General features: G+C 56.3%; 22 protein-coding genes and 2 pseudogenes. 15 read left to right on the forward strand and 9 right to left on the reverse strand.

The genetic code is table 11. From position 1 onward, the window contains the following. Positions 1-12 precede the first annotated feature (12 nt). The 4 genes from XM38_RS01320 (at position 13) to XM38_RS01335 (ending at position 4,346) form a co-directional block, all read left to right on the forward strand. Positions 13-810 (forward strand): TVP38/TMEM64 family protein, encoded by a 798-nt coding sequence (locus tag XM38_RS01320; protein ID WP_088428865.1) that lies wholly within the window; start codon positions 13-15, stop codon positions 808-810. A 30-nt stretch (positions 811-840) separates the two neighbouring features. Next, on the forward strand, positions 841-1,491 hold the full coding sequence (locus tag XM38_RS01325; RefSeq protein WP_080810763.1) for a TVP38/TMEM64 family protein: 651 nt from the start codon (positions 841-843) through the stop codon (positions 1,489-1,491). 45 nt (positions 1,492-1,536) lie between these two features. After that, positions 1,537-3,168, forward strand: a complete 1,632-nt coding sequence (locus tag XM38_RS01330; protein WP_080810762.1) for a mechanosensitive ion channel family protein — start codon at positions 1,537-1,539, stop codon at positions 3,166-3,168. Between the two features lie 104 nt (positions 3,169-3,272). Beyond that, positions 3,273-4,346, forward strand: a complete 1,074-nt coding sequence (locus tag XM38_RS01335; RefSeq protein WP_088428867.1) for a hypothetical protein — start codon at positions 3,273-3,275, stop codon at positions 4,344-4,346. Between the two features lie 101 nt (positions 4,347-4,447). On the opposite strand, the gene XM38_RS01340 is transcribed toward XM38_RS01335, so the two are convergent. Next, positions 4,448-7,165 carry a DUF3536 domain-containing protein gene (locus XM38_RS01340; protein ID WP_088428869.1) on the reverse strand — a complete coding sequence of 906 codons (2,718 nt, stop codon included), beginning with the start codon at positions 7,163-7,165 and terminating at the stop codon, positions 4,448-4,450. A gap of 297 nt (positions 7,166-7,462) precedes the next feature. Between XM38_RS01340 and ureC the strand changes: the two genes are divergently transcribed. Beyond that, the gene (gene ureC / locus XM38_RS01345; RefSeq protein WP_088428871.1) at positions 7,463-9,172 is read left to right on the forward strand and encodes an urease subunit alpha; all 1,710 of its coding nucleotides are present in this window, start codon (positions 7,463-7,465) and stop codon (positions 9,170-9,172) included. A 703-nt stretch (positions 9,173-9,875) separates the two neighbouring features. On the opposite strand, the gene XM38_RS01350 is transcribed toward ureC, so the two are convergent. The 3 genes from XM38_RS01350 to XM38_RS01360 all read right to left on the reverse strand — a co-directional run bounded on the left by XM38_RS01350 (position 9,876) and on the right by XM38_RS01360 (position 11,211). Continuing rightward, positions 9,876-10,178 (reverse strand): DUF2973 domain-containing protein, encoded by a 303-nt coding sequence (locus tag XM38_RS01350; RefSeq protein WP_080810758.1) that lies wholly within the window; start codon positions 10,176-10,178, stop codon positions 9,876-9,878. Between the two features lie 333 nt (positions 10,179-10,511). Further along, positions 10,512-10,766, reverse strand: coding sequence for a TIGR02450 family Trp-rich protein (locus XM38_RS01355; RefSeq protein ID WP_080810757.1), 255 nt, complete (start codon positions 10,764-10,766; stop codon positions 10,512-10,514). Positions 10,767-10,770: 4 nt separating this feature from the next. Continuing rightward, positions 10,771-11,211: a hypothetical protein gene (locus XM38_RS01360; RefSeq protein ID WP_080810755.1), complete on the reverse strand. Its 441-nt coding sequence runs from the start codon at positions 11,209-11,211 to the stop codon at positions 10,771-10,773. 125 nt (positions 11,212-11,336) lie between these two features. On the opposite strand from XM38_RS01360, the pseudogene XM38_RS01365 reads away from it, so the two are divergent. The 5 genes and pseudogenes from XM38_RS01365 to XM38_RS01380 all read left to right on the forward strand — a co-directional run. Further along, positions 11,337-12,284: pseudogene (locus XM38_RS01365) on the forward strand (ABC transporter ATP-binding protein); the annotation flags it as partial. Between the two features lie 103 nt (positions 12,285-12,387). Then, a pseudogene (locus XM38_RS28525) lies at positions 12,388-13,201 on the forward strand (ABC transporter permease). A gap of 280 nt (positions 13,202-13,481) precedes the next feature. Continuing rightward, entirely contained in the window at positions 13,482-14,381 is a 900-nt protein-coding gene (locus XM38_RS27370) for a GldG family protein (protein WP_256995513.1), read from the forward strand. Then, complete coding sequence (locus tag XM38_RS27375; protein WP_256995514.1) at positions 14,381-14,818, forward strand: hypothetical protein; 438 nt, start codon at positions 14,381-14,383, stop codon at positions 14,816-14,818. Before XM38_RS27370 ends, XM38_RS27375 begins: the two co-directional genes overlap by 1 nt. Continuing rightward, the gene (locus XM38_RS01380; protein ID WP_088428873.1) at positions 14,800-15,507 is read left to right on the forward strand and encodes a DUF4340 domain-containing protein; all 708 of its coding nucleotides are present in this window, start codon (positions 14,800-14,802) and stop codon (positions 15,505-15,507) included. The genes XM38_RS27375 and XM38_RS01380 overlap by 19 nt, the downstream gene beginning before the upstream one ends. Before the next feature lie 94 nt (positions 15,508-15,601). Here XM38_RS01380 and XM38_RS01385 read toward each other — a convergent pair whose 3' ends face one another. Both XM38_RS01385 and XM38_RS01390 read right to left on the reverse strand, forming a co-directional pair. Further along, positions 15,602-15,958: a hypothetical protein gene (locus tag XM38_RS01385; RefSeq protein ID WP_080810752.1), complete on the reverse strand. Its 357-nt coding sequence runs from the start codon at positions 15,956-15,958 to the stop codon at positions 15,602-15,604. Positions 15,959-16,262: 304 nt separating this feature from the next. After that, positions 16,263-16,706: an SRPBCC family protein gene (locus XM38_RS01390; RefSeq protein WP_080810751.1), complete on the reverse strand. Its 444-nt coding sequence runs from the start codon at positions 16,704-16,706 to the stop codon at positions 16,263-16,265. Positions 16,707-17,120: 414 nt separating this feature from the next. Here XM38_RS01390 and XM38_RS01395 point away from each other — a divergent pair, with 414 nt between their 5' ends. From XM38_RS01395 to ppk1, 3 genes are all read left to right on the forward strand, one after another. Beyond that, entirely contained in the window at positions 17,121-18,764 is a 1,644-nt protein-coding gene (locus XM38_RS01395) for a mechanosensitive ion channel (RefSeq protein WP_080810750.1), read from the forward strand. 228 nt (positions 18,765-18,992) lie between these two features. Next, positions 18,993-19,232, forward strand: coding sequence for a hypothetical protein (locus tag XM38_RS01400; protein WP_088431477.1), 240 nt, complete (start codon positions 18,993-18,995; stop codon positions 19,230-19,232). A 10-nt stretch (positions 19,233-19,242) separates the two neighbouring features. Continuing rightward, a complete protein-coding gene (ppk1, locus tag XM38_RS01405) occupies positions 19,243-21,402 on the forward strand; it encodes a polyphosphate kinase 1 (protein ID WP_088428875.1) in 2,160 nt (719 codons plus the stop codon). A 13-nt stretch (positions 21,403-21,415) separates the two neighbouring features. On the opposite strand, the gene XM38_RS01410 is transcribed toward ppk1, so the two are convergent. Both XM38_RS01410 and clpS read right to left on the reverse strand, forming a co-directional pair. Continuing rightward, positions 21,416-22,255: a type II CAAX endopeptidase family protein gene (locus XM38_RS01410; protein WP_225889142.1), complete on the reverse strand. Its 840-nt coding sequence runs from the start codon at positions 22,253-22,255 to the stop codon at positions 21,416-21,418. Between the two features lie 20 nt (positions 22,256-22,275). Next, positions 22,276-22,563 carry an ATP-dependent Clp protease adapter ClpS gene (gene clpS / locus XM38_RS01415; protein WP_080810747.1) on the reverse strand — a complete coding sequence of 96 codons (288 nt, stop codon included), beginning with the start codon at positions 22,561-22,563 and terminating at the stop codon, positions 22,276-22,278. Between the two features lie 221 nt (positions 22,564-22,784). On the opposite strand from clpS, the gene XM38_RS01420 reads away from it, so the two are divergent. Continuing rightward, positions 22,785-23,177 (forward strand): hypothetical protein, encoded by a 393-nt coding sequence (locus XM38_RS01420; protein WP_088428879.1) that lies wholly within the window; start codon positions 22,785-22,787, stop codon positions 23,175-23,177. A 192-nt stretch (positions 23,178-23,369) separates the two neighbouring features. Here XM38_RS01420 and XM38_RS28530 read toward each other — a convergent pair whose 3' ends face one another. Continuing rightward, on the reverse strand, positions 23,370-23,567 hold the full coding sequence (locus XM38_RS28530) for a hypothetical protein (protein ID WP_080810744.1): 198 nt from the start codon (positions 23,565-23,567) through the stop codon (positions 23,370-23,372). Positions 23,568-23,919: 352 nt separating this feature from the next. On the opposite strand from XM38_RS28530, the gene XM38_RS01430 reads away from it, so the two are divergent. Beyond that, the gene (locus XM38_RS01430; protein ID WP_080810913.1) at positions 23,920-24,225 is read left to right on the forward strand and encodes an STAS domain-containing protein; all 306 of its coding nucleotides are present in this window, start codon (positions 23,920-23,922) and stop codon (positions 24,223-24,225) included. Positions 24,226-24,274: the final 49 nt, after the last annotated feature.

Below are 24,274 nucleotides of genomic sequence, written 5' to 3' on the forward strand. Positions count from 1 at the left end.
TCCCTATTTGCTATGTCTACCCGAGCCAGACGTTTTCGTGCCCGTAATAGAATGCTCAAGCTGAGCCTCTTGACGATGATCAGTACTGTGTTGATGGTGCAGGGGTCAGCCCTGGCCCAGGAAGCTACTCGCGATGCTTCTGTGTTGGAACGACTGCAGATGGGGCTAGTGGATGCCCTGAGTTGGATCAATGGCTTGGGGCCGGTGGCGCCTCTGGTGTTTATTTTGCTCTACGTCATTGTGACGGTGGCCTTTTTGCCCGGATCCATCATTACCTTGGGCGCCGGAGTGGTCTTTGGTGTGGTGCAGGGGTCTCTCTATGTCTTCGTGGGGGCATCTCTAGGGGCCACCGCTGCCTTTTTAGTGGGGCGCTATCTGGCCCGGGGGTGGGTAGCCCAGAAAATCTCAGGCAATCCCAAATTTAATGCTATTGATGGGGCGATTGGCCGAGAAGGCCTGAAAATCGTCGTTTTACTGCGCCTGTCCCCCGTCTTTCCCTTCAACTTGCTGAATTATGCCCTAGGACTGACGCGGGTGTCCCTGAAGGATTATGTGCTGGGTAATCTTGGCATGATTCCCGGCACCATCATGTATGTGTATTTAGGATCTCTGGTGGGGAACTTGGCGACGCTGGGGACTGGCCAGGCTACCGATAGCCCCCAGGCGGAGATGATTCAGTGGATCATTCGGGTTGTGGGTCTCTTTGCCACGGTGGCGGTAACCCTCTATGTCACCCGGATTGCCCGTAAGGCATTGCAAGAGTCCTTGCCGGATCAACCTGAGCCAGTGACCGAGTCTAACCGTCCCTGAGATGGACTGACATCGGTGTCGAGAGGGCCTATGGGGCTGAAGCACCTACGGTTTTGGGGGCTCTTGGTCGTGACGGCCCTGGTGATTGTGGGCTGGACGGTGGCTCCAGAGTGGCTGGATCAGGCCCAGTTGGTGCGGTTTATCTGTGGCTTGGGGCCCTGGCGGGAAGCCGGGTTTGTCTTGGCCCATGTGATTGCTACCCCCTTAGGGTTGCCCGGGGCTCTGCTAGTGGTGGTGGGCGGTATGATCTTCGGCGTAGTCTGGGGCACCCTTTGGTCGGCCCTAGGGGCTACTTTAGGTGCGATCGCATCGTTTCTACTGGTCCGCTACTGGTTGCATGACTGGTGTAAACACTACCTTGAGCGTCATCCCAAGTTACGCCGGCTAAATTGCCGTCTCTGCAATCGGCCGCTGCGCTATGTGTTGGCGGTGCGATTGGTGCCCATTTCTCCCTTTAACGTGGTTAACTTTCTCTTTGGTCTCACTTCTATCCCCCTCAGGACCTATGTCCTGGGCACTGGCCTGGGGATCTTACCGGGGACGTTGATCTATACCTGGTTGGGACATGCTGGTCGGCAAGCCCTGACCGCGGGGCGCTGGGGGTCCCTGTTATTAGCCCTGGCTGCCCTCGTCTTACTTGGCGGGCTGTCGATTTTGAGCAAGTCCCGACGCTCCCCCTAGGAATCTGTTATCTATGGTGGGGGACCATTGCTGAGGAAGGCAGACATGGGCAGGGGCCGCAGAAGTCATCGTTGGCGGTACTGGCAGTTGGCCCTGATGGCCATCTTAATGGCGTTGAGCTTGACCTTGGGGATGCCAGATAGCTCCAGCTATGGGCAACCAGAGGAGATTCCGACTGAGACGGTCGTGGTGGATGGTCGCCCCTTGTTTCAGGTGACTAAGGCCGATCCGATCAATGCCCAGGAACGGGCCGAGACCATCAACGAAGAATTGGCGGATTGGGTCACCAGTGATGAGTCCATAGACGTGGAGTGGGAGCTGCGTAACGGACTGCCGGTGATCTTGATCAATGATCGGTATCTGATGACGGTCAATCAGACCGATGCCGAGGTGGGGGGAGAACCCTCAGTCACAGAGCAGGCCATTACCTGGCAGATACAGTTGGAGCAGGCCCTGCAGCAGGCTCAGGAAGAACGTAGCCAGGAGTTTGTCTGGCGCGCCCTGGTGGCGTCCCTGATCGTACTCTTGGCCACGGCATTGCTGCATCGAGCCTTGGGCTACTTCTGGCGCCATACCCTACGCCCTCTGATGCAAAGTCTAACCCTGGCTGACCAAGGACCGGAGGAGCGCACCGGCATCAATGTATTTCTGCGGTTTAGTTTGTTTCTGGTGCGGTTGGGGCTGTGGGGCGGTGCTCTTTTTTATGTCACTAACCGTTTTCCCCTGACTCGCCGTTGGAGTTATCTGGTCTTCGAAGGGATCGTCGATGGCTTTATTACCCGCAACTTACAGCTGGGGGATAAGGCTTTTTCTATCCTCGATCTACTGGTTCTGATGGGGCTGTTGCTAGCCCTGGTGTTGGTTTCGAGCACCGTCACCAATCTGTTGCGATCGCGAGTGCTGCATGTCACCGGCATCAACCGGGGCGCTCAAGAGGCAGTGGCGATTCTAGTCAAGTACAGCTTGATTTTTATCGGCACCGTCGTCATTTTGCAGGTGTGGGGGCTAGATTTGAGCTCCCTGGCGTTGATCGCCAGTGCCCTGGGGGTGGGGATTGGCTTGGGGCTGCAAAATATTGCCAAGGACTTCGGTAGCGGTCTGGTGCTGGTATTTGAACGGCCGATTCAGGTGGGAGAATTCGTGGAATTCGGAGAATTTAAGGGCACGGTAGAGCGCATCGGCGCCCGCAGCACCGAGATCAAAACCCTGGATCAGGTCTCTATCATCGTGCCCAACTCCCGTTTCCTGGAGCAAGAGGTGATCAACTGGAGTCACCGCAACCCCACCTCTCGCATTCGACTACCGGTGGGAGTGGCCTATGCCAGCGATCCCCAGGCTGTGCGTCAAGCCCTGATGGAGGCCAGCCATCGCCATCCTGGTGTGCTGTCGACCCCGCCACCCCAGGTGTTTTTTGGCGGCTTCGGTGACAGCGCCCTGGAGTTTGAATTGCTGGTGTGGATTCGGGATCCTAGCCAGCAATTGCTGATTAGGAGTGATCTCTATTTCGCCATTGAAACTGCCCTACGTCGGCACAATATTGAAATTCCCTTTCCCCAGCGGGATCTACACCTGCGCACCGGGTCTTTGCCGGTCGATCTCTCGCCGGAAATGCGGCAGTGGCTGGCTGGGTGGGCTAGCCGTAGCAATGGAGACCGGGGGTCGGGTAAGCCAGGATAATCTCCGGGACACTAGAGATGAAGATTGGGGAGATTTGGTGGGTTTTTGGCAAGATTCAGTACTATTTTGAGTAGGCTATACCAAGACTCCGAGCGTTAACCCCCATGAAACACTCTGTCATGCGATCGCATCATCCCTGGCCCTCGGGTCGAGTCCTGTCGCTGCTATCGCTAAGTACCCTGATCGTCTTACCGACGCCCCTGGCCAGAGCCAGCCAGGCCTATGACTCTGTGGCCACTACCTCTGCTGAGACAGCGTCATACTATCTAGCCCAGGCAGTACCTCAGACCATCCTTTTATTTGAGACTCCAACTTACTCAGTGCGTGTCTTCCAGCGCAACGACCGCACCTTCATGAATGTCCACAACCGCCGCACCAACGTCACCGAACAAAGTGGCGCCGCCGCCGACGTCGATCTCAACCAAACCACTGAGGGGAACTGGGTCAACTACACCAGCTTTGGCAATCGCGATGGCCAAGCCGTCGCCTACACGGCTCGGGTCAGTCGCAACCGAGACACCCAACTGCGCATCGTCGGCCTCAATGGGGAAGAGCTAGTTGAGGAAGACGGCCAATCCGTGCGCCAATTCGACATTGCCGAGATTCCCTTCGGTCAGGAGCGTCTGGGGGAGTCCAACCGCAATAATGTCTTGGCCTTCGAGACCGAGACCTACGCCACCCGGGTCTTCCGCCGGGAAGATAAGTACTTCATGAACCTATACATTCGTGAGACTGGTCAGACGAGACTGAATGGTGCTCCGGCCGAGTTAGCGCAGCCTCGCGGCCCTAACGATGATCGCATCAGCTATGTCAGTGGCGGCAGCAGTGATGGTCGACCCGTCAAGTATTTTGTGCATTTGCAGCCCAATGGTCGGGGGATTGTCGAAATGGTCGACCTCAACGGTGAGGTCATCTTTCGGGAAGCCAATATCACTCGTGTGACTGAAAATATCCCGGCTGAGGATGCCCCCTACGTAGTCGCTGTCTTCGGTGACGACGACACCCTCACCCGAGTCAAAACCTTTTATCCAGAGGCGTCCTTCGAGAGAAGTGATCTAGGCACCTTCATTAACGTCGGCGACTTCCGTAATCGGGACTCGGCCATGGCTCGGGTGTTTGATCTGCGGGGGCAGGGGTTCGAGAGTCGCCTCCTCTATCGGCGGGTAAATTACCGCTAAGAGTATTCCAGCTAAGAAAAGTGTCCTGTGATCTAGGCGATTGACCTCAGCCTATCTAGGCTATTCAGCCAGCCCTCGGACGAGTATTTAGCTGGAACATTTTAAAGCCGCTCCAGCAACACAGTCAGCCCGGCTACATCGACTACCAGCAACTCTCCCAGCTCCAGTAAAGGCCGCAGGGCCAGGCGACGAGTGGTGGATAGGGATTTAGCTAGGGCACTGGGAGCCACGTTAGTGGTAGGAGCAACTGAGAGTCCTAGTTCCGGCAGAATTACTGTTTGCAGATATTGGTAATAGCGTTCCTGGGCTCGCTCCAACGATATTCCCATGCCCAGGGTAGAGCCTAGCTGAATTAAGCGAGCCAGCCACTCCCGGTAGCCGGTGATGGTCTCCGGTTTCGTGGTTTGCAACAGCGTCTCTAGGGTACGCAGAATCACGCGCTCCAGCAGTGGCCGAGCCGTGGCCAGGGACAGTTGGCAGTGGAAATGCTGGGCTTCATTGGCCAGGCTCTCGAGTTCGCTAAGATGTTCGGCGCTTCGCTGCCAGGGTTCCCCGTCGGGATCACTGGTCTCTCGATCTAAGACTCGCAGTCCCTCTAGGGCCCGCTGACTGAGGGTAATATCGGCGGCCACTTGCAGTTCTTGGGGCACCGGTAGATGATCGCGATGGAAGGCCTTGAGAATGCCATAGTTGTCGCGATAGACGTGGGTATAGAGCTGATCTAATCGCAGCAAGGTTTCCTGACTCAGCAGCCCCATCAGGCGGTGGCGTTCATCGGCGACTAGATCCTGCAAGCTATAGAACCGTTGCCCAAAGACCCGGTTGATGGCCAATACGGTCTGGGCGGCACTGGCCTGGCTCAGGGCGGCGAATACAGCCTCTTTGGCCCGGCTGTAGGCGAGTCGGGAGCGGAAAGGGCGCAGACTACAGTGAAAATCCCAGCTACCCATGTGCAGGGCGGCAAACCCGACCTCTAGGGTCTCCTGGGTAATAGTGGAGACCAGGGATAGCTGTCCCACGGCCAGGGACAGGGGACCCATACGCTGCAATTGATAGTCCTGTTGCTGGATGGTGTAGCAAAACAGCTGATGCTCCCGGCTATAGGGGGTAAATAGGGAACTGATGGCATATTGGGCCGCCACCTGTTCCAAGGTAATGCGGGAGGGCATGACCAGCTGGCGGTAGATGCCAGCCCCGTTGCCAAATAGAGCTATATTGCTAGGAGCCAGTTCTAGCCGTTGGATGAAGGTTTGTTCTAATTCCAGGCCGGCGGCGTCTCCAGCCAGCTCTAAGGCCCGGGCGGCATAGCGCAGGATTTGAGTGCCTTCGGGGCGGGAGAGCTCTTCGAAGAACCAGCCGCAACTGGTGTACATGAGCAGGGCGTGGCGCTGCATTTCCAGCAGGCGTAGGGCGTCGATCTGCTCTGCCGCCGTCAGAGGATGGCTCTGATGGGCGTCCAGAAAACGCTTGATCTGGGTTGGGGGGCGATGGCCCTGCGGGGCCGGTCTAGCCCCTCTGGGGTGGCTTTGCCAATGACCATCGCACAGCACCGTGCCATACTCATCCCGAGCGGCCCAGGGATCCTGCAGCAGTTCGCCGCCACGGCTCTCGAACACCTCAATCAGTTGATCCCGCAGCCAATCTAGGGCCTGGCGCAGGGGATAACGCCACTGCTGGTGCCACTCGCCGCCGCCACCGCAGCCACAATCACTTTGCCAGCGATCGACCCCGTGGGAGCAGCTCCAGGCAGTCACGGGCTTGAGCTCTACTTCCCAGGTAGGGGGATAGAGGCTGAGGTAGTGGGCAAAATTGGTGACGGTCCAGCCGTGCTGGGCCATCTCGGTGGTGACGGCATAGGCCAGAGTTTTCTCAGCCCCACCGCGATGGTGGCCAAAGGTTTCGCCATCGGTGGCCACCGAGATCACCTGGGCCAGACGATGATCCCCGCGCACCGCTTGTCCCAGGCGACCGGCTAGCAGTTGTGAGGAGGTGAGAGCGTCACTGAAGCCCATGTCCCGGGAGATGGGACCGTCGTAGAAGAAGATGTCAATGTAGCGGTTGGGATCGGCATGGCCATCGGCCTGCCTCAGGAAACAGCGGTAGGGCCGGGTGGGATCAATCTGGCCGCCCCCGACTTCGTGCCAGCCACTGGCGCCGTTGCTCTCCACCAGGGGGCGGCAGCGCTGGGCCTGAGAAGGGGCCAGGATGATGAAGCGAATGCCCTCATCCACTAAGACATCCAGGGTGGGGTAGTCGACGGCGGTTTCGGCCAGCCACAGGCCCTCGGGGTCACGGCCGAAGCGGGTGATGAAATCGATCTTGCCCCAGCGCACCTGGGTGACTTTGTCGCGGTGGTTGGCCAAGGGCAAAATGATGTGGTTATAGACCTGTGCGATCGCATTGCCGTGGCCATTGAAGCGCTCGCAACTGCGCCGATCCGCCTCTAGGATACGCTGATAGGTCTCGGTATCGTAGCGCTCCATCCAGCTCAACAGGGTTGGCCCCATGTTGAAGCTGATGTACTCATAGTTGTTGACGATGCGAATGACTTCGCCGCGATCGTTCAGAATGCGAGCAAAGGCATTGGGGCGATAGCATTCGTAGTGAATCCGTTCATTCCAATCATGAAAGGGAGCGGCTCCAGGCTGCCGCTCAATCATATCCAGGTAAGGGTTTTCCCGGGGGGGCTGATAAAAATGGCCATGGATACAGATGTAGACGCCAGTCGTCGTTGATGCGGCAGCCTCCCAGGCGGTTTCAGGGTCATGGGTCGGCGGAGAGAGTGACGACGGACGCACGGACAAATGGGAATCAGCCATAGAGCAGTACTCATCAAACGCGAACGCTGAGGCCATCCGGATGAAGCTGTGGCGACCTAGGCTCTCATCCTAGCGCCAAATAGGGCCACCGTGACATTCCTTAAGATCCCCTGAACCTTCTACTATGGCTGATATCCACGGCCATAGGGCGAGTTCCTAGCGGGGATCAGGGATTTCCTTAATTGAAATTGGGCAATCCTGGCAAATGTAAACGCTTTAACGATTTACCCTCACCCTTTACATTAAAGTGATGCGGGCTGGTCGCCCGGCTAACCCTGAGAGTGAAGGAGTGCCTGCATGAGCTATCGCATGGATCGCCGCGCCTATGCCGAAACCTTTGGTCCCACCGTCGGCGATCGCATCCGGTTAGCCGACACCGAGTTGATCATCGAGGTGGAGCAGGACTATACCCTCTACGGCGATGAAGTCAAGTTCGGCGGTGGTAAGGTGATTCGGGACGGCATGGGCCAATCCCCCATTTCCCGGGCCGAGGGAGCCGTCGACATGGTGATTACCAATGCTCTCATCTTGGATTGGTGGGGCATCGTCAAGGCCGACATCGGCATTAAAGACGGCAAGATCCACAAGATCGGCAAGGCTGGCAACCCCTACATCCAGGACAATGTCGACATCATCATCGGCCCTGCCACCGAAGCCGTGGCCGGCGAAGGCATGGTCGTCACCGCCGGCGGCATCGATGCCCACATTCACTTCATCTCTCCTCAGCAGATTGAAACCGCCATCGCCTCTGGTATTACCACCATGCTGGGGGGGGGCACTGGCCCGGCCACCGGCACTAACGCCACCACCTGCACCCCCGGTGCCTGGAACATCTGGCGCATGCTGCAGGCCGCCGATGCCTTTCCCATGAACCTGGGCTATCTGGGCAAGGGCAACAGTGCCCAACCTCAGGGACTGATTGAGCAGGTCCAGGCCGGGGCCATGGGCCTGAAGCTACACGAAGACTGGGGCACGACTCCGGCCGCCATCGATACTTGTCTGGGGGTGGCCGATGAGTTTGATGTGCAGGTGGCCATTCATACCGATACCCTCAACGAGGCCGGCTTTGTGGAAAACACTATCGCCGCCTTCAAAAATCGAGTGATTCACACCTACCACACGGAAGGGGCAGGCGGCGGCCACGCCCCCGACATCATCAAGGTCTGTGGCGAGGCCCATGTGTTGCCGTCCTCGACCAATCCTACCCGCCCCTATACTCGCAACACCCTGGATGAGCACCTGGACATGCTGATGGTGTGCCACCACCTCAGCCCCAGCATTCCCGAAGATATCGCCTTTGCCGAATCCCGCATTCGCCGAGAGACCATCGCCGCTGAAGACATCTTGCACGACCTCGGGGCCTTTTCCATGATTGCCTCTGACTCTCAGGCCATGGGTCGAGTGGGAGAGGTGATCCTACGCACCTGGCAAACGGCCCACAAGATGAAGGTGCAACGGGGAGCCCTGGCGGAAGATTGCGATCGCAACGACAATCATCGGGCCAAGCGTTACGTGGCCAAATACACCATCAATCCCGCCATCACCCACGGCATTGCTGATCACGTGGGCTCTCTGGAGGAAGGCAAACTGGCCGATATCTGCCTGTGGGACCCGGCCTTCTTCGGCGTCAAGCCAGACATCGTGATTAAAGGCGGAGCCATCGCCTGGGCCCAAATGGGCGATGCCAACGCCAGCATTCCCACGCCGCAGCCCATTCACATGCGGCCCATGTTCGGCAGCTACGGCGGTGCCATCGCTGCGACATCGTTATCCTTTATGTCTAAGGCTGCCTTGGCAGCCGGCATTCCCGAGCAGATTGGTCTGACCACCTCCACTGTGGCTGTGGCCAACTGCCGGGCTCTGAGCAAAGCCGACATGAAGCTGAACGATCTCACCCCTCACATCGACGTCGACGCCGAGACCTACGAAGTCCGCGCCGACGGCAACCTACTCACCTGTGAGCCCGCCGAGGTATTGCCCATGGCCCAGCGCTACTTCCTGTTTTGAAGGTCCTGTTTTGAAGGTCCCTTAAAGACACATTGACGTTGTCATGCCATTGTCATTGACATGTCACAGGAGTGTCATGGCCACCGCTTACTCTGCGAATAGACGTTCCTCACACCTCTAGGAGTTAACAGACCCAGCCAGCCTCAGGTCAATGGCGTGCCCCAAGCGATGCCTAGATCCGGTGGACTAGGGTCAACGGCTCCTAGGGCGGTTTCTGAGCAACACACACGGGGGATGCTAGCCAGGCATCCCTTTTTTGCTGCTGTCTATCCCGTAGCGCGAAACGCCCTGATTGAGACTGAAACTAGGATTTCTATACCTCCGAACTGCTGTGGCGTTAGCCCCGAGATCCCCAGGGAGCACCTACTTTGGCCCCAGGCCATCGGTTTTCTTCCTCGTCGTGGCCAGGGGATTGGCTTCGGTGCAGAGTGCCGCTCGTGATTGATTCCCTTATTGGTTCACACCATGGTGGGCCTTACCATTCCCCCTAGCCAGGGGCCACTGACGCTGACGACTGCAAAACAAGGCTAGACTAGGCCACTCAAACCGGCAGATCAGCAATGGCACCGCCAACAACCTAAATTTTTCGGTAGCGGCTCATGAGCGCCCCAATGGCCCTGTGCCGAGGGCGAGCAATGGGGTAGACTGCTCGCCGCCCTTAGCCATAGGACCTATCATCATGATGATTCCCCAAGCGGGCGATTCAGTCGTCAGACTCTTCGGAAGACGAGGTTTCCTTGGCGTCGTAGAGGTCATCCAGCTGGTCTCTGACGTCCCTCACCGAAATTGAGCGCATCACGATTAGCGGCTCGTCGATCACCTGGCCCTGGTCATCTAGGAGCTCTGGATGAGGCGCTGGCCTAGAGGAATTATTGGCCCCAAAGGTGCGACTGCGGGAGCCAGGGCGACGCGCTTCCGACCCCAGCATCATCAGATTGCGAACCAGATTGGCAACAGCTAGTACTGCCAAAACGGCAAAGGCCAGAATGTAGAGCAAGTGGAACATAGCAATGTCCTTAGGTCAGGTAGCTTCCCCAGGTAACAGGCAAGCTTGGCGATTTCACTCAATGAAGTCGTAAGCTTGCGCGAACGATACCTCTTAGCATAGCTGGGCTCTGGCGGGTAAAACCTATCTGCCTCACGGGACCCTAGGTTCTAGCAACTGAAGTAATTAAACGACTCAGCATCTTGCCAGGTCCAGCCGACGATCTAGAGCGCTATTGGGAGTGGCCCCTAGATCAAGACTTAGATGAAGTTTATTAACATCCTCATCTAATATTTTGCCAAACTTCTGGACATTCTGCCTGAGTGCCTTGACCACGAATCGCTGCGTATCCCGTCATTGAGCCTCATTTGAGTATGACGTTTGCTCGGCTAAGGACTGCCATCCCGCCTGCCAGAGGGCTTTGTTCTTCAGTTGTTTAGCCGTGATCCAAAATCGCACGGTGGGATCACAGGCGGCGACAATTTCTGCAAAGACCCAACTTCCCTGGTTCTTGCGGTTGACGACATGAAAGTGACGCCAGCCCTGTAGGGTGGTGCGGGCAGTCCATTTAGACCCGATCAAATGGGGAAACTTTTGCTGCTTAGCCATCGATTCAGTCAGCCAGTCGTTGCTTGATGCCCCGGATGTGAATGGCGCGGCTGCTGATGATCGCCTGGGTATCCCGCACCTGGACGTAGACTTTACCGGAGAAGAGCTGCCGCAGGAAGGGACGGGTATAGACGCTGACCCCGTCTTCATCGGCATCGGGGTCGCGCTGATAGCCCATGTCCTCGAGGGCGCGATTGAGTCGTTTGAGAAACGATTGACGGTTGGTAATCGCCATCTCTAAGGTAACGCTGCGATAGACAAAGGCTCCCAACAGGCCTGCCACGGTGCCAAATATTAGCCCAAATTGGTTGGGGATACCGGTGTCGAGCCCGACTCCCAAGGTCTTGGCGGCCAGGAACGTCGTAATCAGCGCGGTACCCGAAAAATAGTACAGAAAAGTCAGGATAAAACTAGGGCCTTGCGGCAAAGACGGTTGATCAGACATGGTAAGGCGGCAGGGCTAACGATTCCTATCTTCGGCGAAGGCCGCCGTCTAGGAAAGCCCCTGCCCCCTTGTTGAAAATGCCCCCTTTGGCGTAATAATCACAGGAGGAATGAGATCGGCAGGCCATGATTGAAGTCGAGCATCTCAGCAAGACCTACGGATCGACTGAAGCGATTCGAGATGTTGCCTTTCGCGTTGAGACCGGCGAGATCCTAGGGTTCCTGGGACCGAATGGGGCGGGAAAAACCACCACCATGCGGATATTAGCCGGGTATTTGCCAGCCACCTCGGGCACGGCTCGAATAGCAGGATACGACGTCCATAGCGACTCCATGGCCGTGCGCCAGCGGATCGGCTACCTACCGGAGAATCCGCCGTTATATCTAGAGATGACGGTGGAGGGATTTCTGCATTTTGTCGGGCGCATCAAGGGCATGGCTGCTGGCGATCGGCCCCATCGGGTGCAGATTGCCATGGAGCGCTGTGGTTTGTTGGAGAAGCGCTCGGTCTTGATCCGCAAGTTGTCGAAGGGGTATCGGCAGCGGGTGGGGATTGCCCAGGCCATCATCCACGATCCACCGGTGATCATCTTGGATGAACCAACGGTGGGGCTGGATCCGCGCCAGATTATAGAGGTGCGTCAGTTGATCAAGGGGCTGGCTGGGGAGCATACTCTAATTCTGTCTACTCACATCCTGCCGGAGGTGAGTGTCACCTGCAATCGGGTGGCCATCATTCACCAGGGGCAGATTGTCGCGACTGATTCGCCTCAACACCTGATGAGTAATCTGGGTCGGGAGCTCACCTATGAGGTGGAGGTGGCTGGCGATCAACAGCGGGCTCAGCAATTATTGGGTCAGTTGCCGGCCATTACTCGGGTAGAGCCCCTCAGCCAAGATAGCCAAGATCAGCATGGGCCTGGGCGCAGTCGACTGCAGGTGATTGCTCATCCTCAGGAGGATCCGGGGCATGCGATCGCATTGACCCTGGTGCAAAACGGTTTGGAGCTCTACGAGTTACGGCGACAGCAAGTCAGCCTCGAGGAGGTATTTCTCAACCTGACCACCCAGGAAGCAGCACCAGACGCTCTGGGGATAAGGTGGCTGACGCCTCGCCAGTCGAGAGTTTGTAGCACCACTAGGCAGCCGCACCGGAGGTCGGCAAAGGAGATATGGCATGGGCATCGTCTTCGCAAACATTCTGGCCATTTACCGGCGGGAACTGCAGAGTTATTTTTCCTCGCCCTTGGCTTACATCGTCGCCGGATTATTCTGGCTGCTGGGGGGCTTTTTCCTAGTGCTGATCTTACTCGGGCCCCAACGGCATCATTGCCCAAGTAGCCCAAGCCGATCAAGCCCAACAGTTAGGCATGGAGCCCCCCGCCATTGATGTGGTGTACGAGTTTCTCAAGGCCTATTTAGGCTTGCTAGGCTCCCTGTCACTGTTTGTGTTACCCATCCTCTCCATGGGCTATATACCGAAGAGCGCAAGCAAGGCACCCTAGAGCTGTTGGCTACGTCTCCCATTACCAACTGGGCCGTGGCCTGGGCAAATTACTGGCGGTGGTCACCTTCTACATCACCATGGTATTGCCCCTGATGATTGTGTGAGTCAGTAGCCGTCGGAGCCGCCACTCCGCCACCCTCGCCCACCCTGTTGCTACTCGGTCATCTAGGACTGATTCTATTAGCCGCTGGGGTCTTATCCCTGGGCATGTTTATCTCATCTCTGACCGAGAGCACTGTGCTCTCGGCCATCATGACCTTTGTGCTGGTGTTTTTTGTTGTGGATTCGTCGACGCCCTTAGGCAATGCTCTGCCTGGCCTAATCGGTGAGGCCCTGGGCCACCTGTCGCTTCTGCAACATTTCACTGACTTCACCGAAGGGGTGCTAGACACAAGCGGCGTCGTTCTCTTTGCCAGTTACATTCTCCTGGGGTTGTTTTTAACGGGCCCAGTCCGTAGAGACGCTACGATTCCAGCGCACCTGAGCCGCAGCCATACCCCCTGTCCACCCTAGCCTTTCTCGTTAGCGAGTCATTATGAACCTGCTCAAGGCTTCCCGTCGCTATCTCAAATACCTGGCCTGGTTAGGTCTGCTCCTAGCCACCGCCGGATTGGTATCTGGGGCGCTAACCGGTTGGACTCCCCTGCCTATTGCCCTATTAGTGGGAGGCATCGGGCTGATCCTAGTGGGCCTGGCCTATAGCGATATGGCCCAGGGGCGTTTCTGGCAGCGACGCTCCACCGAAGCCGGGGGCCAATGCCCTAGTGGGGACTCTAGCCGTCTTGGTGATTTTGGGCGTGATCAATTGGCTGTCGGTGCAATATTCCGCTCGCCTCGATCTGACCGAGAATCAAATCTTTACCCTGGCCCCCCAAACTCGGCAGATTGCCCAGGAACTAGCGCAGCCTATTCGCCTGGTCATCTTCGATACCAGCCCCAATACCCAGGATGAGGAGTTACTACAGCGCTATCGCCGCCTCAATTCCCAGTTTGATTATGACTATGTCAATCCCTACGCCAATCCCCGCCTGGCTCAGGAGTTCGAGGCCACGCGCCCAGGCATGGTGTTTCTGGAAGTGGGTGACCAGCGGCGATTCCTGCAACAGTTGGGGCCAGACCAGCGGCTCTCGGAGCGTACTATCACTAATGCCATCGATCGGGTGGTACGCGATCGCACCTTGACGGTTTATTTCCTCCAGGGCCATGGGGAATACGGTATTGATGGCAGCGGTGAAGCCGGCTACACCCAAGCCGCCACTAGCCTAGAAGAGAAAAACTATACCGTCGAAACCCTGAATCTGGCAGAGACAGAGGCTGTCCCCGAGGATGCCAGTGTGGTGGTGGTAGCCGGCCCGGCCCAGGAGTTTTTTGAGCCCGAGGTGGAAAGTCTCAGCGCCTATCTGGAACAAGGGGGAGGGGTGCTGCTGTTGCTCGATCCCCAGACGAATCCAGGCTTGGCTCCCCTGTTGGATGACTGGGGCATTACCCTGGACGACCGCCTAGTGCTCGATACCTCGGGGGCGGGTCAATTAGTTGGCCTAGGGCCAGCAGCTCCCCTGGTGACTGATTATGGGGATCATCCCATCACCCGCGACTTCAATGGTGGCCGCTCCTTCTATCCCCTAGCCCGCCCGATCCAGCTGCAAGAGGTGCCGGGGGGGTGATGGCCACTCCCCTGCTTCAGACCAATCCCCAGAGTCAGGCCGAAGCCATCTCCGCCGCAGGCGAACTGCAATTCGACCCAGAAGCCCCAGCCGAGGGGCCCTTCACCCTGGGAGTAGCCCTCAGTCGGTCCTTGACAGAGGAGGCAGCGGCTGAAGCTGAGGAGCCCCCAGAGGCACGCCTGGTGGTCATCGGCAACGCTAGTTTCGCCACCGATGGCTTATTTGAGCAGCAACTCAATGGAGACGTCTTGCTGAATGCCGTTAACTGGCTGGGGCAGCAGTCTGATGCCACCCTCTCCATTCGTCCCAAGGAAGTAACTGACCGCCGCATCGCCATGACGGCTCAACAGCAGGTCGGGCTCGGCGTCTTTGCCATCCTAGTGTTGCCAATGGTAGGGGGCGTACTGGCAGTGGTGATGTGGTTGCGTCGTCGTTAACGAGAATCGACCATGAAATTGAAGCAGAGCACATTGGTGTTGGTCGGCATCGCCTGTCTCCTAGGCGCTGGAGCCCTAGGTCTAGAAGCCTATCGTCAGCAACATGGGGACATGCTTTTGGCGCCGCCGACACTCACCCCCTATTCTCCTTTCAGGAGGATGAAGTAACGGCCCTGACCATTCAGCGCCAGGGGGAGACCCTGGCCTTTGAACAGGGGGAAGCAGGCTGGCGCATGACCCAACCGCAGCAGCAACCGGCCCAGGAGTCATCCGTAGCGTTTTTGCTGAGCCAGCTGACCAGCGGTGAGGCTGGGCAACCCGTCTCGGTCACCCCCGATAACCAGGCCGACTTTGGGTTTACGGAACCAGCTGCCACCGTAGAGTTAACCTTGGCCAACGGCGACCGCCATACCCTGTTATTGGGCAGTGCTGACTTTAGTGGCAGTGGCTTCTATGCCCTAGTGGATCCCCCGGCCTTACCCTTGTCAGAGGATACAGAGGCAGAGACAATTACCGCCCACATAGTGTCTGGGGAGGTGGCCAGTGGCATCAATCGGCCCTTGGACGAGTGGCTCATGGCTACCGATGAGACTCCAGGGGCAGAGAGTGTCCCCAGTTCAGCGGTGCCGCCGGCCCCCCTGACCCCTGGTTCAGTTCCTGAGGATACAGCCGATCCGGCGGTGGAGTAAGTCCCTAATACCGATTCCAAGAGATGCCTCCCCCAGGCATGTCCCGGGGGAGGCAATTGTTCCACGGACCATAGCTGACTGCAACTGCGTGAGCTTAGTCAGTGTCTTGTTGGACGATGTGCCGCATATGGGTGGCAACACTGCTGATATAGCCGCTGTCTTCCAGGGTCGAGGCTGGGATGCGGCCTAAATCGACCCCTGCCTGCACCACATCTTCGGCGACGAGATCATGGTGACGGGCCTTAGCCGTAAAGATCTGATAACTGGGAATGCCAGCCTCTGACAAATAGCCACGATAGGCCAGAGATACCAAGTTGAACGGAGTTGTAGTTATTTGCACCAATTCACCGGTGCGATCAGGGTTAGCGGCTCGCTCTGCTTGGGCTTGGGCGACGGGCATGATACTAGCTGTCAGCAACAGGGCCGTACCACTGAGTAATAAACGTTTCATAGATTCCTCCTAAACTGTCTACATAAGCCAGTTCGATGGAGGTTCTCTTTGATGCGATGGTCGTTGACTCGGTCTCCCTGAGGGGAGACTATATCCTCATCACCCTCTCGCCTGTTCATCCACATCTCTGACAAACCATCAAACTGGATTGTATCTAACCTTTCTTGTCTGTATTGTTGAATACCAAAATTAGAAAGAACTGATGGTTATGTGAACAAATTCTGAAAACTTCCTGAGAATCTCTTCATCCCAGCTAGTCTCAGGGCTGTGGTTTACCCTGCCGTAGGCCGTTCCCTCAGTAGGGTTATAGCCGCTCTGCCACCTGCTTCAGGCGCTGGAGTTGGGTCTGCATATCTTGACGAGTCCAGGCGGCCGCAAATGCTTGAAAGCCAAATTGGACCAAGGGATTCGGAATCGTAAATTCGAATCGGTTGAGTAATCGGGTGCCATTAGCCTCCGGGATACATTCCCAGCGATCTCGACCCCGAAAAAACCCCTCAAAGGCCCAAACTACCAACCCCGGTTGTCGCTCCACCACGGTGCTGTCGAGCGTGGGTTGCCACAGGGGCAGTTGCACCACGAAGCGACTCTTTCCTCCCAATTCTGTGTTCCAGGGTCCCACCGGCTCACACCGCAAGGCTGGATTGAGCCAGCGGTGCATTAGTTCTCTATCGGTAATACAGCGTTCCACTTGGGTGGCGCTGGCTTGAATATAGATAGTCTGCTCAAAAACTTGTTGGTCGACCATGGTCAAGCTCCCTAGACCCACATTTCGATGCCTCTACAGACAACCATTCCATGCTCAGACACCTCCGATATCCATTCCCTACGTTAAAGTGACAGCCTCTCCTTGGTATCTCTATGCTCCTGATCTTCCAGGCAACCATGGATAGCGTTACCCGTGAGAACTGATGAGAGGGATGGCTGTTCAGAAAAGAAAATTATCGAAATCTGATAAAAAGTGTCTTGAAATGCCTAGATTTTGTGAATTTACCCCTTAGCATATGGTCAGAAGGAGCCAGGGTGGGTTAGCACGTCCAACTCGTTTTGGACAAGGGGGGGACTCCCAACACCCTTGGCTGCGCTCAGAGGGTGATATATGCCTGTGATGCTTTGGCTAATCACACATCGCCCACTACAAGTTTGTCAACGATTAGATGCTATGACCTACATCGCACAACTGAGTGGCATTAGTCCTGGGGGGGATATCCCTTGGTCGCTCTTGTCTCTAGCCCAGGTGCCTGAGTCTCTAACCTTTAGAGACATTTTTACTGGACGGATTGGTAGTTTCTTGCCCAGCTTGATTGGGGCGATTCTACTGTTACTGGTTGGCTGGATCATCGCCACGGTAGTCGCCTTGGGCGTCAAAAACCTGCTCAAGCGGACGAATTGGGATGATCGCCTCGCTAATTGGGTGATGGGCGAAAGCCCGACCCAGGATGTCCCCATCGAGGAGTGGACCTCGACGGCGGTTTACTGGGTGATCATGACCTTCACCATCGTGGCCTTCCTGCGGGCGCTCAATCTAGATGTGGTTTCAGAGCCGCTGAATGATTTTCTACAGCAGATCTTTGCCTATCTGCCTCGCATCGGCGGCGCCGCCCTGCTGTTAGGGATTGCCTGGGCCATCGCCACGGTGGTCAAGGCCATTGTGACCCGGGGGCTCTCTCGGTTTAATTTGGACGATCAACTGGCTCAGCAAACCGGCGGCAGCAGCCCCATCGTGCTGAATGAGACCATCGGCAATGTTCTGTACTGGTTTATTTTTCTGCTGTTCCTGCCGTTGATCCTCAGTGCCCTGAATCTGCCGGGGCTATTGCAGCCCGTGGAGGGACTGATTGATCAATTCCTGCAGGCGATTCCCCGCATTCTCACGGCCCTGCTTGTCCTGGCCATCGGTTGGCTGGTGGCTCGCATTTCTCGCGGCATCGTCAGTAATCTGCTGGCCGCTACTGGGGCTGACCAAATTGGCACCCGGGTGGGGCTAGCGGCTAATACCCAAGATGGCGTTTCCCTCTCTGGGCTGGTGGGCACCATCGTCTATGTCTTGATCTTGATCCCGGCTGCCGTGGCCGCCCTGAATGAGCTAGATATTCAGGCTATCTCTGATCCTGCCGTGCAGATGCTGGAGCAGATCTTGACGGCCATTCCTCAAATTCTGATGGCTGGCCTGGTGCTGGTGGTGTTCTACGTCATCGGTCGTTTTGTGTCGGATCTGGTGGTCAGCATCCTGCGCAGCATCGGCTTTGACAATATCATGGGGATCTTAGGCCTGCCTGAGCTGTCTGTACCAGCGGCTGCTCAAGCTCAGCCTACGGTAGACACCGAAGGGCAACCTAGCACCACGGTGCAAACCCCTGGTCGCACTCCCTCAGAAGTGGTGGGGTTGATTGTGCTGGCAGGGATCGTGTTGTTTGGGGCAGTCACCGCCACTGAAATTCTCCAGTTCGCGGCCCTGACCAATATCGTCCAGGCGATTCTGCGGGTATCGGCTCGCATCATCAGCGCGCTGGTGGTGTTTGGCGTCGGTCTCTATCTGGCGAATTTGGCCTTCCGGTTGATCAGCGCCATGGGAACCTCCCAGGCCCGTACCCTAGCCCAAGCGGCCCGGATTGCTGTGATCGCCCTGGTGGGAGCTATGGCATTACAGCAGATGGGGGTGGCTACTGATATCGTCAATTTGGCCTTTGGTTTGTTGTTGGGGGCCATTGCCGTGGCCATTGCGATCGCATTTGGCTTAGGGGGACGTGACATTGCCTCTGAGCAAATTCGGGAATGGCTTAACAACTTCAAGCAAAATCAGTAGTTCCATGCCTTTGCCAAGGCCACACCTAACCGATGAACTGACGCTATTCAGAGTCTGAGGTCTGAGGTCAGTCTTGGCAAAGCAGCTCCCGCCTGAAGGCACTGGCCTGGCTCTGCAGGAAATTTCCAGTGCCTTCATAATGTGTCTAAAGCTAACCATACTCGTGGGCAGCGTTCCCCACGAATGAGGTCCTACCGTTACCCATTTTTAGAACCCAACACCCATACCATGGCATTCTCTACCCCTGACCCTGCTGATGGTCTCACCCGTCAGGATATGGCTCACTACATTGAAGCCACTGACGGTCTATCGAAGCCTTGGCTATTGGTGACGTTACGCCTCAAGGCTCTGCAAGAGCAGCGAGCCCCGATGAGCCCCGATGACTACATGCAAGCTCTCAGGGCACTCCATCAAGATCTGATGGAGCTGGGGGAATGGTGGATTGGCCGCGAAGACGAAGTGTTCTAGGGAGCTAATCATGACCACTGCAGAACGATCCGTTGCCCCCTCAGATTTACGAGACCCTCAATACTATCTCAGTCGAGAACTGAGCTGGCTGGAGTTCAATCGCAGGGTGCTCCACGAAGCCCTAGATGGTCGCACTCCCCTGCTGGAGCGCCTGAAGTTCATGGCGATTTTTAGCAGCAACCTAGATGAGTACTTCATGGTGCGAGTGGCGGGGCTAAAACAGCAAGTAGAAGCCCAGGTCAGCAAACGCACTCCCGATGGCCGCACCCCCAGCGAACAGCTGCGAGATATCAGCCAAACCCTGCGACCCATGGTGTTAGAGCAGCACACTCACTTTCAGCAGGTCCTACGGCTAGAAATGGCCGACCATGGTATCTCCCTGGTAGACTATTCGGCCCTGTCCGATGAGCAGCAAGCCTACCTGGAAAAGTACTTCGAAGAGCAAATTTTTCCGGTCTTGACTCCTCTGGCAGTAGATCCTGGCCATCCTTTTCCCTACATCTCTAATCTCAGTCTCAACTTGGCCGTGGTTGTCCGCAATGCCCATACTGGCCGGGAGCGCTTTGCTCGGGTAAAGGTGCCTAAAGTGCTGCCCCGCTTTGTGTCCCTGCCCCCCTCCCTAAAACAGGACCAAGACAAGGCTTCAGGTGAATGGATGGGGGTTCCCCTAGAGCAAGTGATTGCCCACAACCTGGAATTTCTCTTCCCCGGCATGATCGTCGAGGACCACCACACTTTCCGCATTACCCGTAACGCCGATCTGGAAGTGGAAGAAGATGAAGCCGACGACCTGATGCTGGCCATTGAGAAAGAGCTGCGGAAGCGGCGTCTGGGGGGCTCTGTCGTCCGCATGGAAATCGAAGCGAATACTCCCGAGCCAGTGCGCACGACCCTGATGCAAGAAATGGGGCTGACTGAGCATGATGTCTATGACATCGATGGCTTAGTGGGCTTAGGCGATCTCATGACCTTCATGGGACTCCCCCTGGAGGATCTAAAGGACCCCACCTGGAGTCCAGTCGTGCCTAGCACCTTTAAGGCTATCCCCAGCTCCAGCGATGAGGATGACATTAACTTGGATCTAGAAGATGGCACCGATATCTTCCGGCTATTGCGCCAGCAAGACCGATTGGTTCACCATCCCTATCATTCCTTTGCGGGCACGGTGCAGCAGTTTATCACCCAAGCCGCCCAGGATCCCAAGGTGCTGGCCATCAAGATGACTCTCTACCGCACCTCGGGGGACTCTCCCATCATCAGTGCCTTGATCTCAGCCGCAGAGAATGGCAAGCAGGTGGCGGTTTTGGTGGAGTTAAAGGCTCGCTTCGACGAAGAAAATAATATCAACTGGGCCCGCAAGCTAGAGAAATCCGGTGTCCATGTGGTCTATGGATTAGTGGGGCTCAAAACCCACACCAAGGTTGCCCTGGCGGTGCGTCGAGAAGGCGACCACATTCGTCGCTACGTGCACATCGGCACGGGGAACTACAATCCGAAGACAGCCCGGTTATATACTGACTTAGGACTATTGAGCTGCCGAGCTAATTTGGGGGCTGACCTGACGGATCTGTTTAACTATCTGACGGGATACTCGCAACAGCAGTCCTATCGTAAACTCTTAGTGGCCCCGGTTAATCTGCGCCAACAGCTAACGACGCTCATTCATCGAGAAATTGAGCGCTGTCAGGCTGGAGAAGCAGGCCGCCTCATTGCCAAGATGAATTCTCTGGTCGATCCCGAGATCATCGCTACTCTCTATGAAGCTTCCCAGGCAGGGGTAGAGATTGATCTGATTGTCCGGGGTATTTGCTGCCTCCGGCCTGGGATGGAGGGGATCAGCGATAACATTCGCGTCATCAGCATCGTCGGGCGTTTGCTAGAGCATTCCCGCATCTTTTATTTCCACAACAGTGGGGATGAAACCTTTTTGATTGGCAGTGCTGACTGGATGCCTCGCAACCTGGATCGGCGGGTTGAGGCGGTAGTGCCCGTTGAGGATCCGCAGTTGCGCCAGGAATTAATGACCATTCTGGAGGTGTCCCTGGCGGACAACCGGCAAGCTTGGGATCTCCAAGCTGATGGCTCCTATCGCCAACGGCATCCCGGCGATGAGGCCGTGCGCAGTTCTCAGGCTATCTTCATGGATATGGCCCTGCAGTCGGCCGAGTAAGGGCAGATCCTGGCTATGGCAGGCGGCGATGACAGCCACGGTAAAACCCGTAGGCCAAGCTGCCTAGCAGGGCTAGCCCCAGTAACCCTGCCAGAGGATTTTGCCCAATGCCGGTTAACCAAGGGGAAATGTGGGCTGCTGGCCTGACCATATCGGTCACATCAACCACGTAATAGGCTCCCACTAAGCCGCCATGCAAGCCGATGGGTAGGGCCAAGCTCGGGGAGCGGTGGCCTAAGCGGGTGCGGCGGGCCCAGACAAGGGTAAGCCCTAGTAGGAGTAATCCAACAAATTGAGGCAGGCTGTCGAGAATAGCCGCCAGGGGTCTGAGGTAATGTGCGATCGCAAATAGTCCGGCATCACCCCAAAGGGCGACCGCCATAGAATAATCCTGCTCCAGCTCAAACAACAGCCAGCCCCGGAAAAACAGCTCCTCGGCCATCCCCACCCCTAACCCAACCAAGCACCCCTGCCAGACATAGTGCCCCATTGCCAGTGGCAGCGGTTGTAAGGTTCCCCAGCCTAACCCAATCTGCAGCCCTAATAGCGCACCAACACTGAGGTACCCCAGGGCCAATCCTACCCCCAGACCAGCCACCATCTTGCCAGGATGATGCAGCCCCAAGGTGCGATAGGGTTGGCTGAGGTCATGGATGCGCCGTCCCCACCCAGGCAGTAAGCCCAAAAACACAATATACAGAAGCCCTAAAGCCAATGGCCCTGCTGCCGTCCACCGCTCCTCAACACCATATAACGGCAGTCCCAGCGGTAACCAGGCCGCCCCTAAGACCATCAGGAACAGGCCAATCCGAAGCGGTGCTGGCCAGCAGCCCATAGCCCTAAGCAGTTTCAACCATCCTCTGCCCCTAATTCCTACTCATCGGGCTCGATGGAGCTAGTCAATCCCCGCCCCCGTAAGCCTTCACAATAAAACTCGGCATGCTCCAGGGCGCAGGTAATCACCAGAGCCACCTCCGCCGTATGGGCCTGCATCATAATATCGACCGCCTGGGGCATGGTTAGGCTAGGGACTACCTTCATCAACGACTCCACCACATGCTCCATTGTGTTGAAGTCATCGTTGTGGAGCAGCACCCGGTAGCGGGGAGCAGGTTTGCGAATTGTCGATGTTGAGGAGCGTTCAATGGTCTCAACCGACACGGGGTCCCCCTATGTTCACTAAGGTATGGACTTAAAGACGCTAATAGGGCCTAAAGCGACCTTTTCTACGTTGTATCACACTGCTTTATCCACGGGGAGCAGCGAGATGGGCAGAACCCTCGTGGACATCGTCTGGGCAGCATTCCCTAGAGGGCTTAGCTGGCCAACGATACAATAGGGCTGCTTACCTACATCACGAGTCGCGCGTCCGTCTCTAGGCCATGGCCTTTCGACCTAACCAAATTCTTTATCTAGAACACAATGGCCGGCGTCTCTATGTGGAGGTCATTCAGATTATCGAGTCACGCCAAATCTGCTGGGCTAGGCCACTGCTACTGGTCGATGTCTCAGATAGCCAGGAGATGCCAGACGACATCTCCCCTGAGCATGGGCTCCATTGCTTACAGGGTGGTCCCGACATTCTCTGGCCCCTGGCCCAATTTCAACCTGCCCTAGATACTGCCCTGCTGCCGCTGCTGGGTTACCTGACTCCCTCTGGCGCCTTCCCAACATCGGCCTCTTTTTCCGAGCGTCGCCTCCATCAACCCCTGCGCCAATTTATGGATGCCCTCTGGATGGATCAGCAACAGCAGTTCTTCGGGCAGGGTGCCTAAGGAAAACTCGAGGAAAACTCAGGCACTTACCCATAAACACGGAGAGCCCTACCGCGAAAACCGAGAAAAATCTTTACAAATTCGCTAAATCACTTCAGAATCCTTCAATATCTATTACAGTGCCCTTAAAGCCCTTGACGCCTATGGCCTATGGTCCTTTCAGCCTTGGGTTCAGCCTTGGGTAAAGTCCCACTAAGGGCTTGGCACCAACTTAACCCGCCCAGCATCCATCTCACACATGAGCAATTCCAAGGCCTCGAAATCCACTTCCGAGACATAGCCAAGGCGACTCAGTTCGCAGTTGATGCCCTGCTCGATATCAGGGGTCAAGCGACGAATGTACAGTGCTCTTTCAACGAGGGTTCGAATGATAGTCGATGATGCCTGCATACCAAGAGCCAGCCAAGCTGGTTAGTGTGTAAGGTGCTAGTTATGATTCTCTGATACCGACTCCATCCAGAGCGTGATCCAGCCATAAGCTCTTGCGTGATTAGCGTCAAACACTGTGGTGATTTAGATCACATTTGCTCTAGTAGTAACGCAGGGCACTGTACGTGATATCACTTACCTGAAACTTTAAACAAATCAGAATGGTCATTAAGATTCAGCGAAACAAACGCCTCGGTCTGGGCATCCCCAGCTGAGCAGCTTAACGTCAATGTCATCGGACGGGTTTGAGTACGGCGACCTCTGTTGTCAGACTTCGCAGGAGTGAATGGGTATGTACAGCTTCGATACTTCTATGATGTTTATGCAGCCTAGCGGTGCTCTCAGTGCCGCCAATGCCCAAGATTTTTATGGTCAGATGGCTAGCCAGCTACGGTCCGATCCGGTAACTGGCTTAGTTGTGGACATGAGCCAGGTGGAATCTTTAGACAGTGCTGGCTTAAATGCCTTAGCCTCTGCCTTGCAGCTAGCACAAACTCTGAACAAGACGTTTCGCCTCAAGGCAGTTCCTCCTTCCATTCAGATTATTTTTGAGCTGACTCAGTTGGATGGGGTGTTTGAGCTAGCTGATGACTCGGCAGTGCTGCCTGTGGCTGCTTAACGTTGATATGGTGCAGCCCCAGTGGCACGAAATACCTTAGACGTGCTGG

The sequence above is a fragment of the Halomicronema hongdechloris C2206 genome (assembly GCF_002075285.3).
Classification (GTDB): Bacteria; Cyanobacteriota; Cyanobacteriia; order Phormidesmidales; family Phormidesmidaceae; genus Halomicronema_B; species Halomicronema_B hongdechloris.

Bases quoted from the DNA above. Each gene is read 5' to 3' on its own strand.
- XM38_RS01320 (WP_088428865.1), top strand. From the start codon at position 13: ATGTCTACCCGAGCCAGACGTTTTCGTGCCCGTAATAGAATGCTCAAG.
- XM38_RS01325 (WP_080810763.1), top strand. From the start codon at position 841: ATGGGGCTGAAGCACCTACGGTTTTGGGGGCTCTTGGTCGTGACGGCC.
- XM38_RS01330 (WP_080810762.1), top strand. From the start codon at position 1,537: ATGGGCAGGGGCCGCAGAAGTCATCGTTGGCGGTACTGGCAGTTGGCC.
- XM38_RS01335 (WP_088428867.1), top strand. From the start codon at position 3,273: ATGAAACACTCTGTCATGCGATCGCATCATCCCTGGCCCTCGGGTCGA.
- XM38_RS01340 (WP_088428869.1), bottom strand. From the start codon at position 7,165: ATGGCTGATTCCCATTTGTCCGTGCGTCCGTCGTCACTCTCTCCGCCG.
- ureC (WP_088428871.1), top strand. From the start codon at position 7,463: ATGAGCTATCGCATGGATCGCCGCGCCTATGCCGAAACCTTTGGTCCC.
- XM38_RS01350 (WP_080810758.1), bottom strand. From the start codon at position 10,178: ATGTTCCACTTGCTCTACATTCTGGCCTTTGCCGTTTTGGCAGTACTA.
- XM38_RS01355 (WP_080810757.1), bottom strand. From the start codon at position 10,766: ATGGCTAAGCAGCAAAAGTTTCCCCATTTGATCGGGTCTAAATGGACT.
- XM38_RS01360 (WP_080810755.1), bottom strand. From the start codon at position 11,211: ATGTCTGATCAACCGTCTTTGCCGCAAGGCCCTAGTTTTATCCTGACT.
- XM38_RS27375 (WP_256995514.1), top strand. From the start codon at position 14,381: ATGGCCACTCCCCTGCTTCAGACCAATCCCCAGAGTCAGGCCGAAGCC.
- XM38_RS01385 (WP_080810752.1), bottom strand. From the start codon at position 15,958: ATGAAACGTTTATTACTCAGTGGTACGGCCCTGTTGCTGACAGCTAGT.
- XM38_RS01390 (WP_080810751.1), bottom strand. From the start codon at position 16,706: ATGGTCGACCAACAAGTTTTTGAGCAGACTATCTATATTCAAGCCAGC.
- XM38_RS01395 (WP_080810750.1), top strand. From the start codon at position 17,121: ATGACCTACATCGCACAACTGAGTGGCATTAGTCCTGGGGGGGATATC.
- XM38_RS01400 (WP_088431477.1), top strand. From the start codon at position 18,993: ATGGCATTCTCTACCCCTGACCCTGCTGATGGTCTCACCCGTCAGGAT.
- ppk1 (WP_088428875.1), top strand. From the start codon at position 19,243: ATGACCACTGCAGAACGATCCGTTGCCCCCTCAGATTTACGAGACCCT.
- XM38_RS01420 (WP_088428879.1), top strand. From the start codon at position 22,785: ATGGCCTTTCGACCTAACCAAATTCTTTATCTAGAACACAATGGCCGG.
- XM38_RS28530 (WP_080810744.1), bottom strand. From the start codon at position 23,567: ATGCAGGCATCATCGACTATCATTCGAACCCTCGTTGAAAGAGCACTG.
- XM38_RS01430 (WP_080810913.1), top strand. From the start codon at position 23,920: ATGATGTTTATGCAGCCTAGCGGTGCTCTCAGTGCCGCCAATGCCCAA.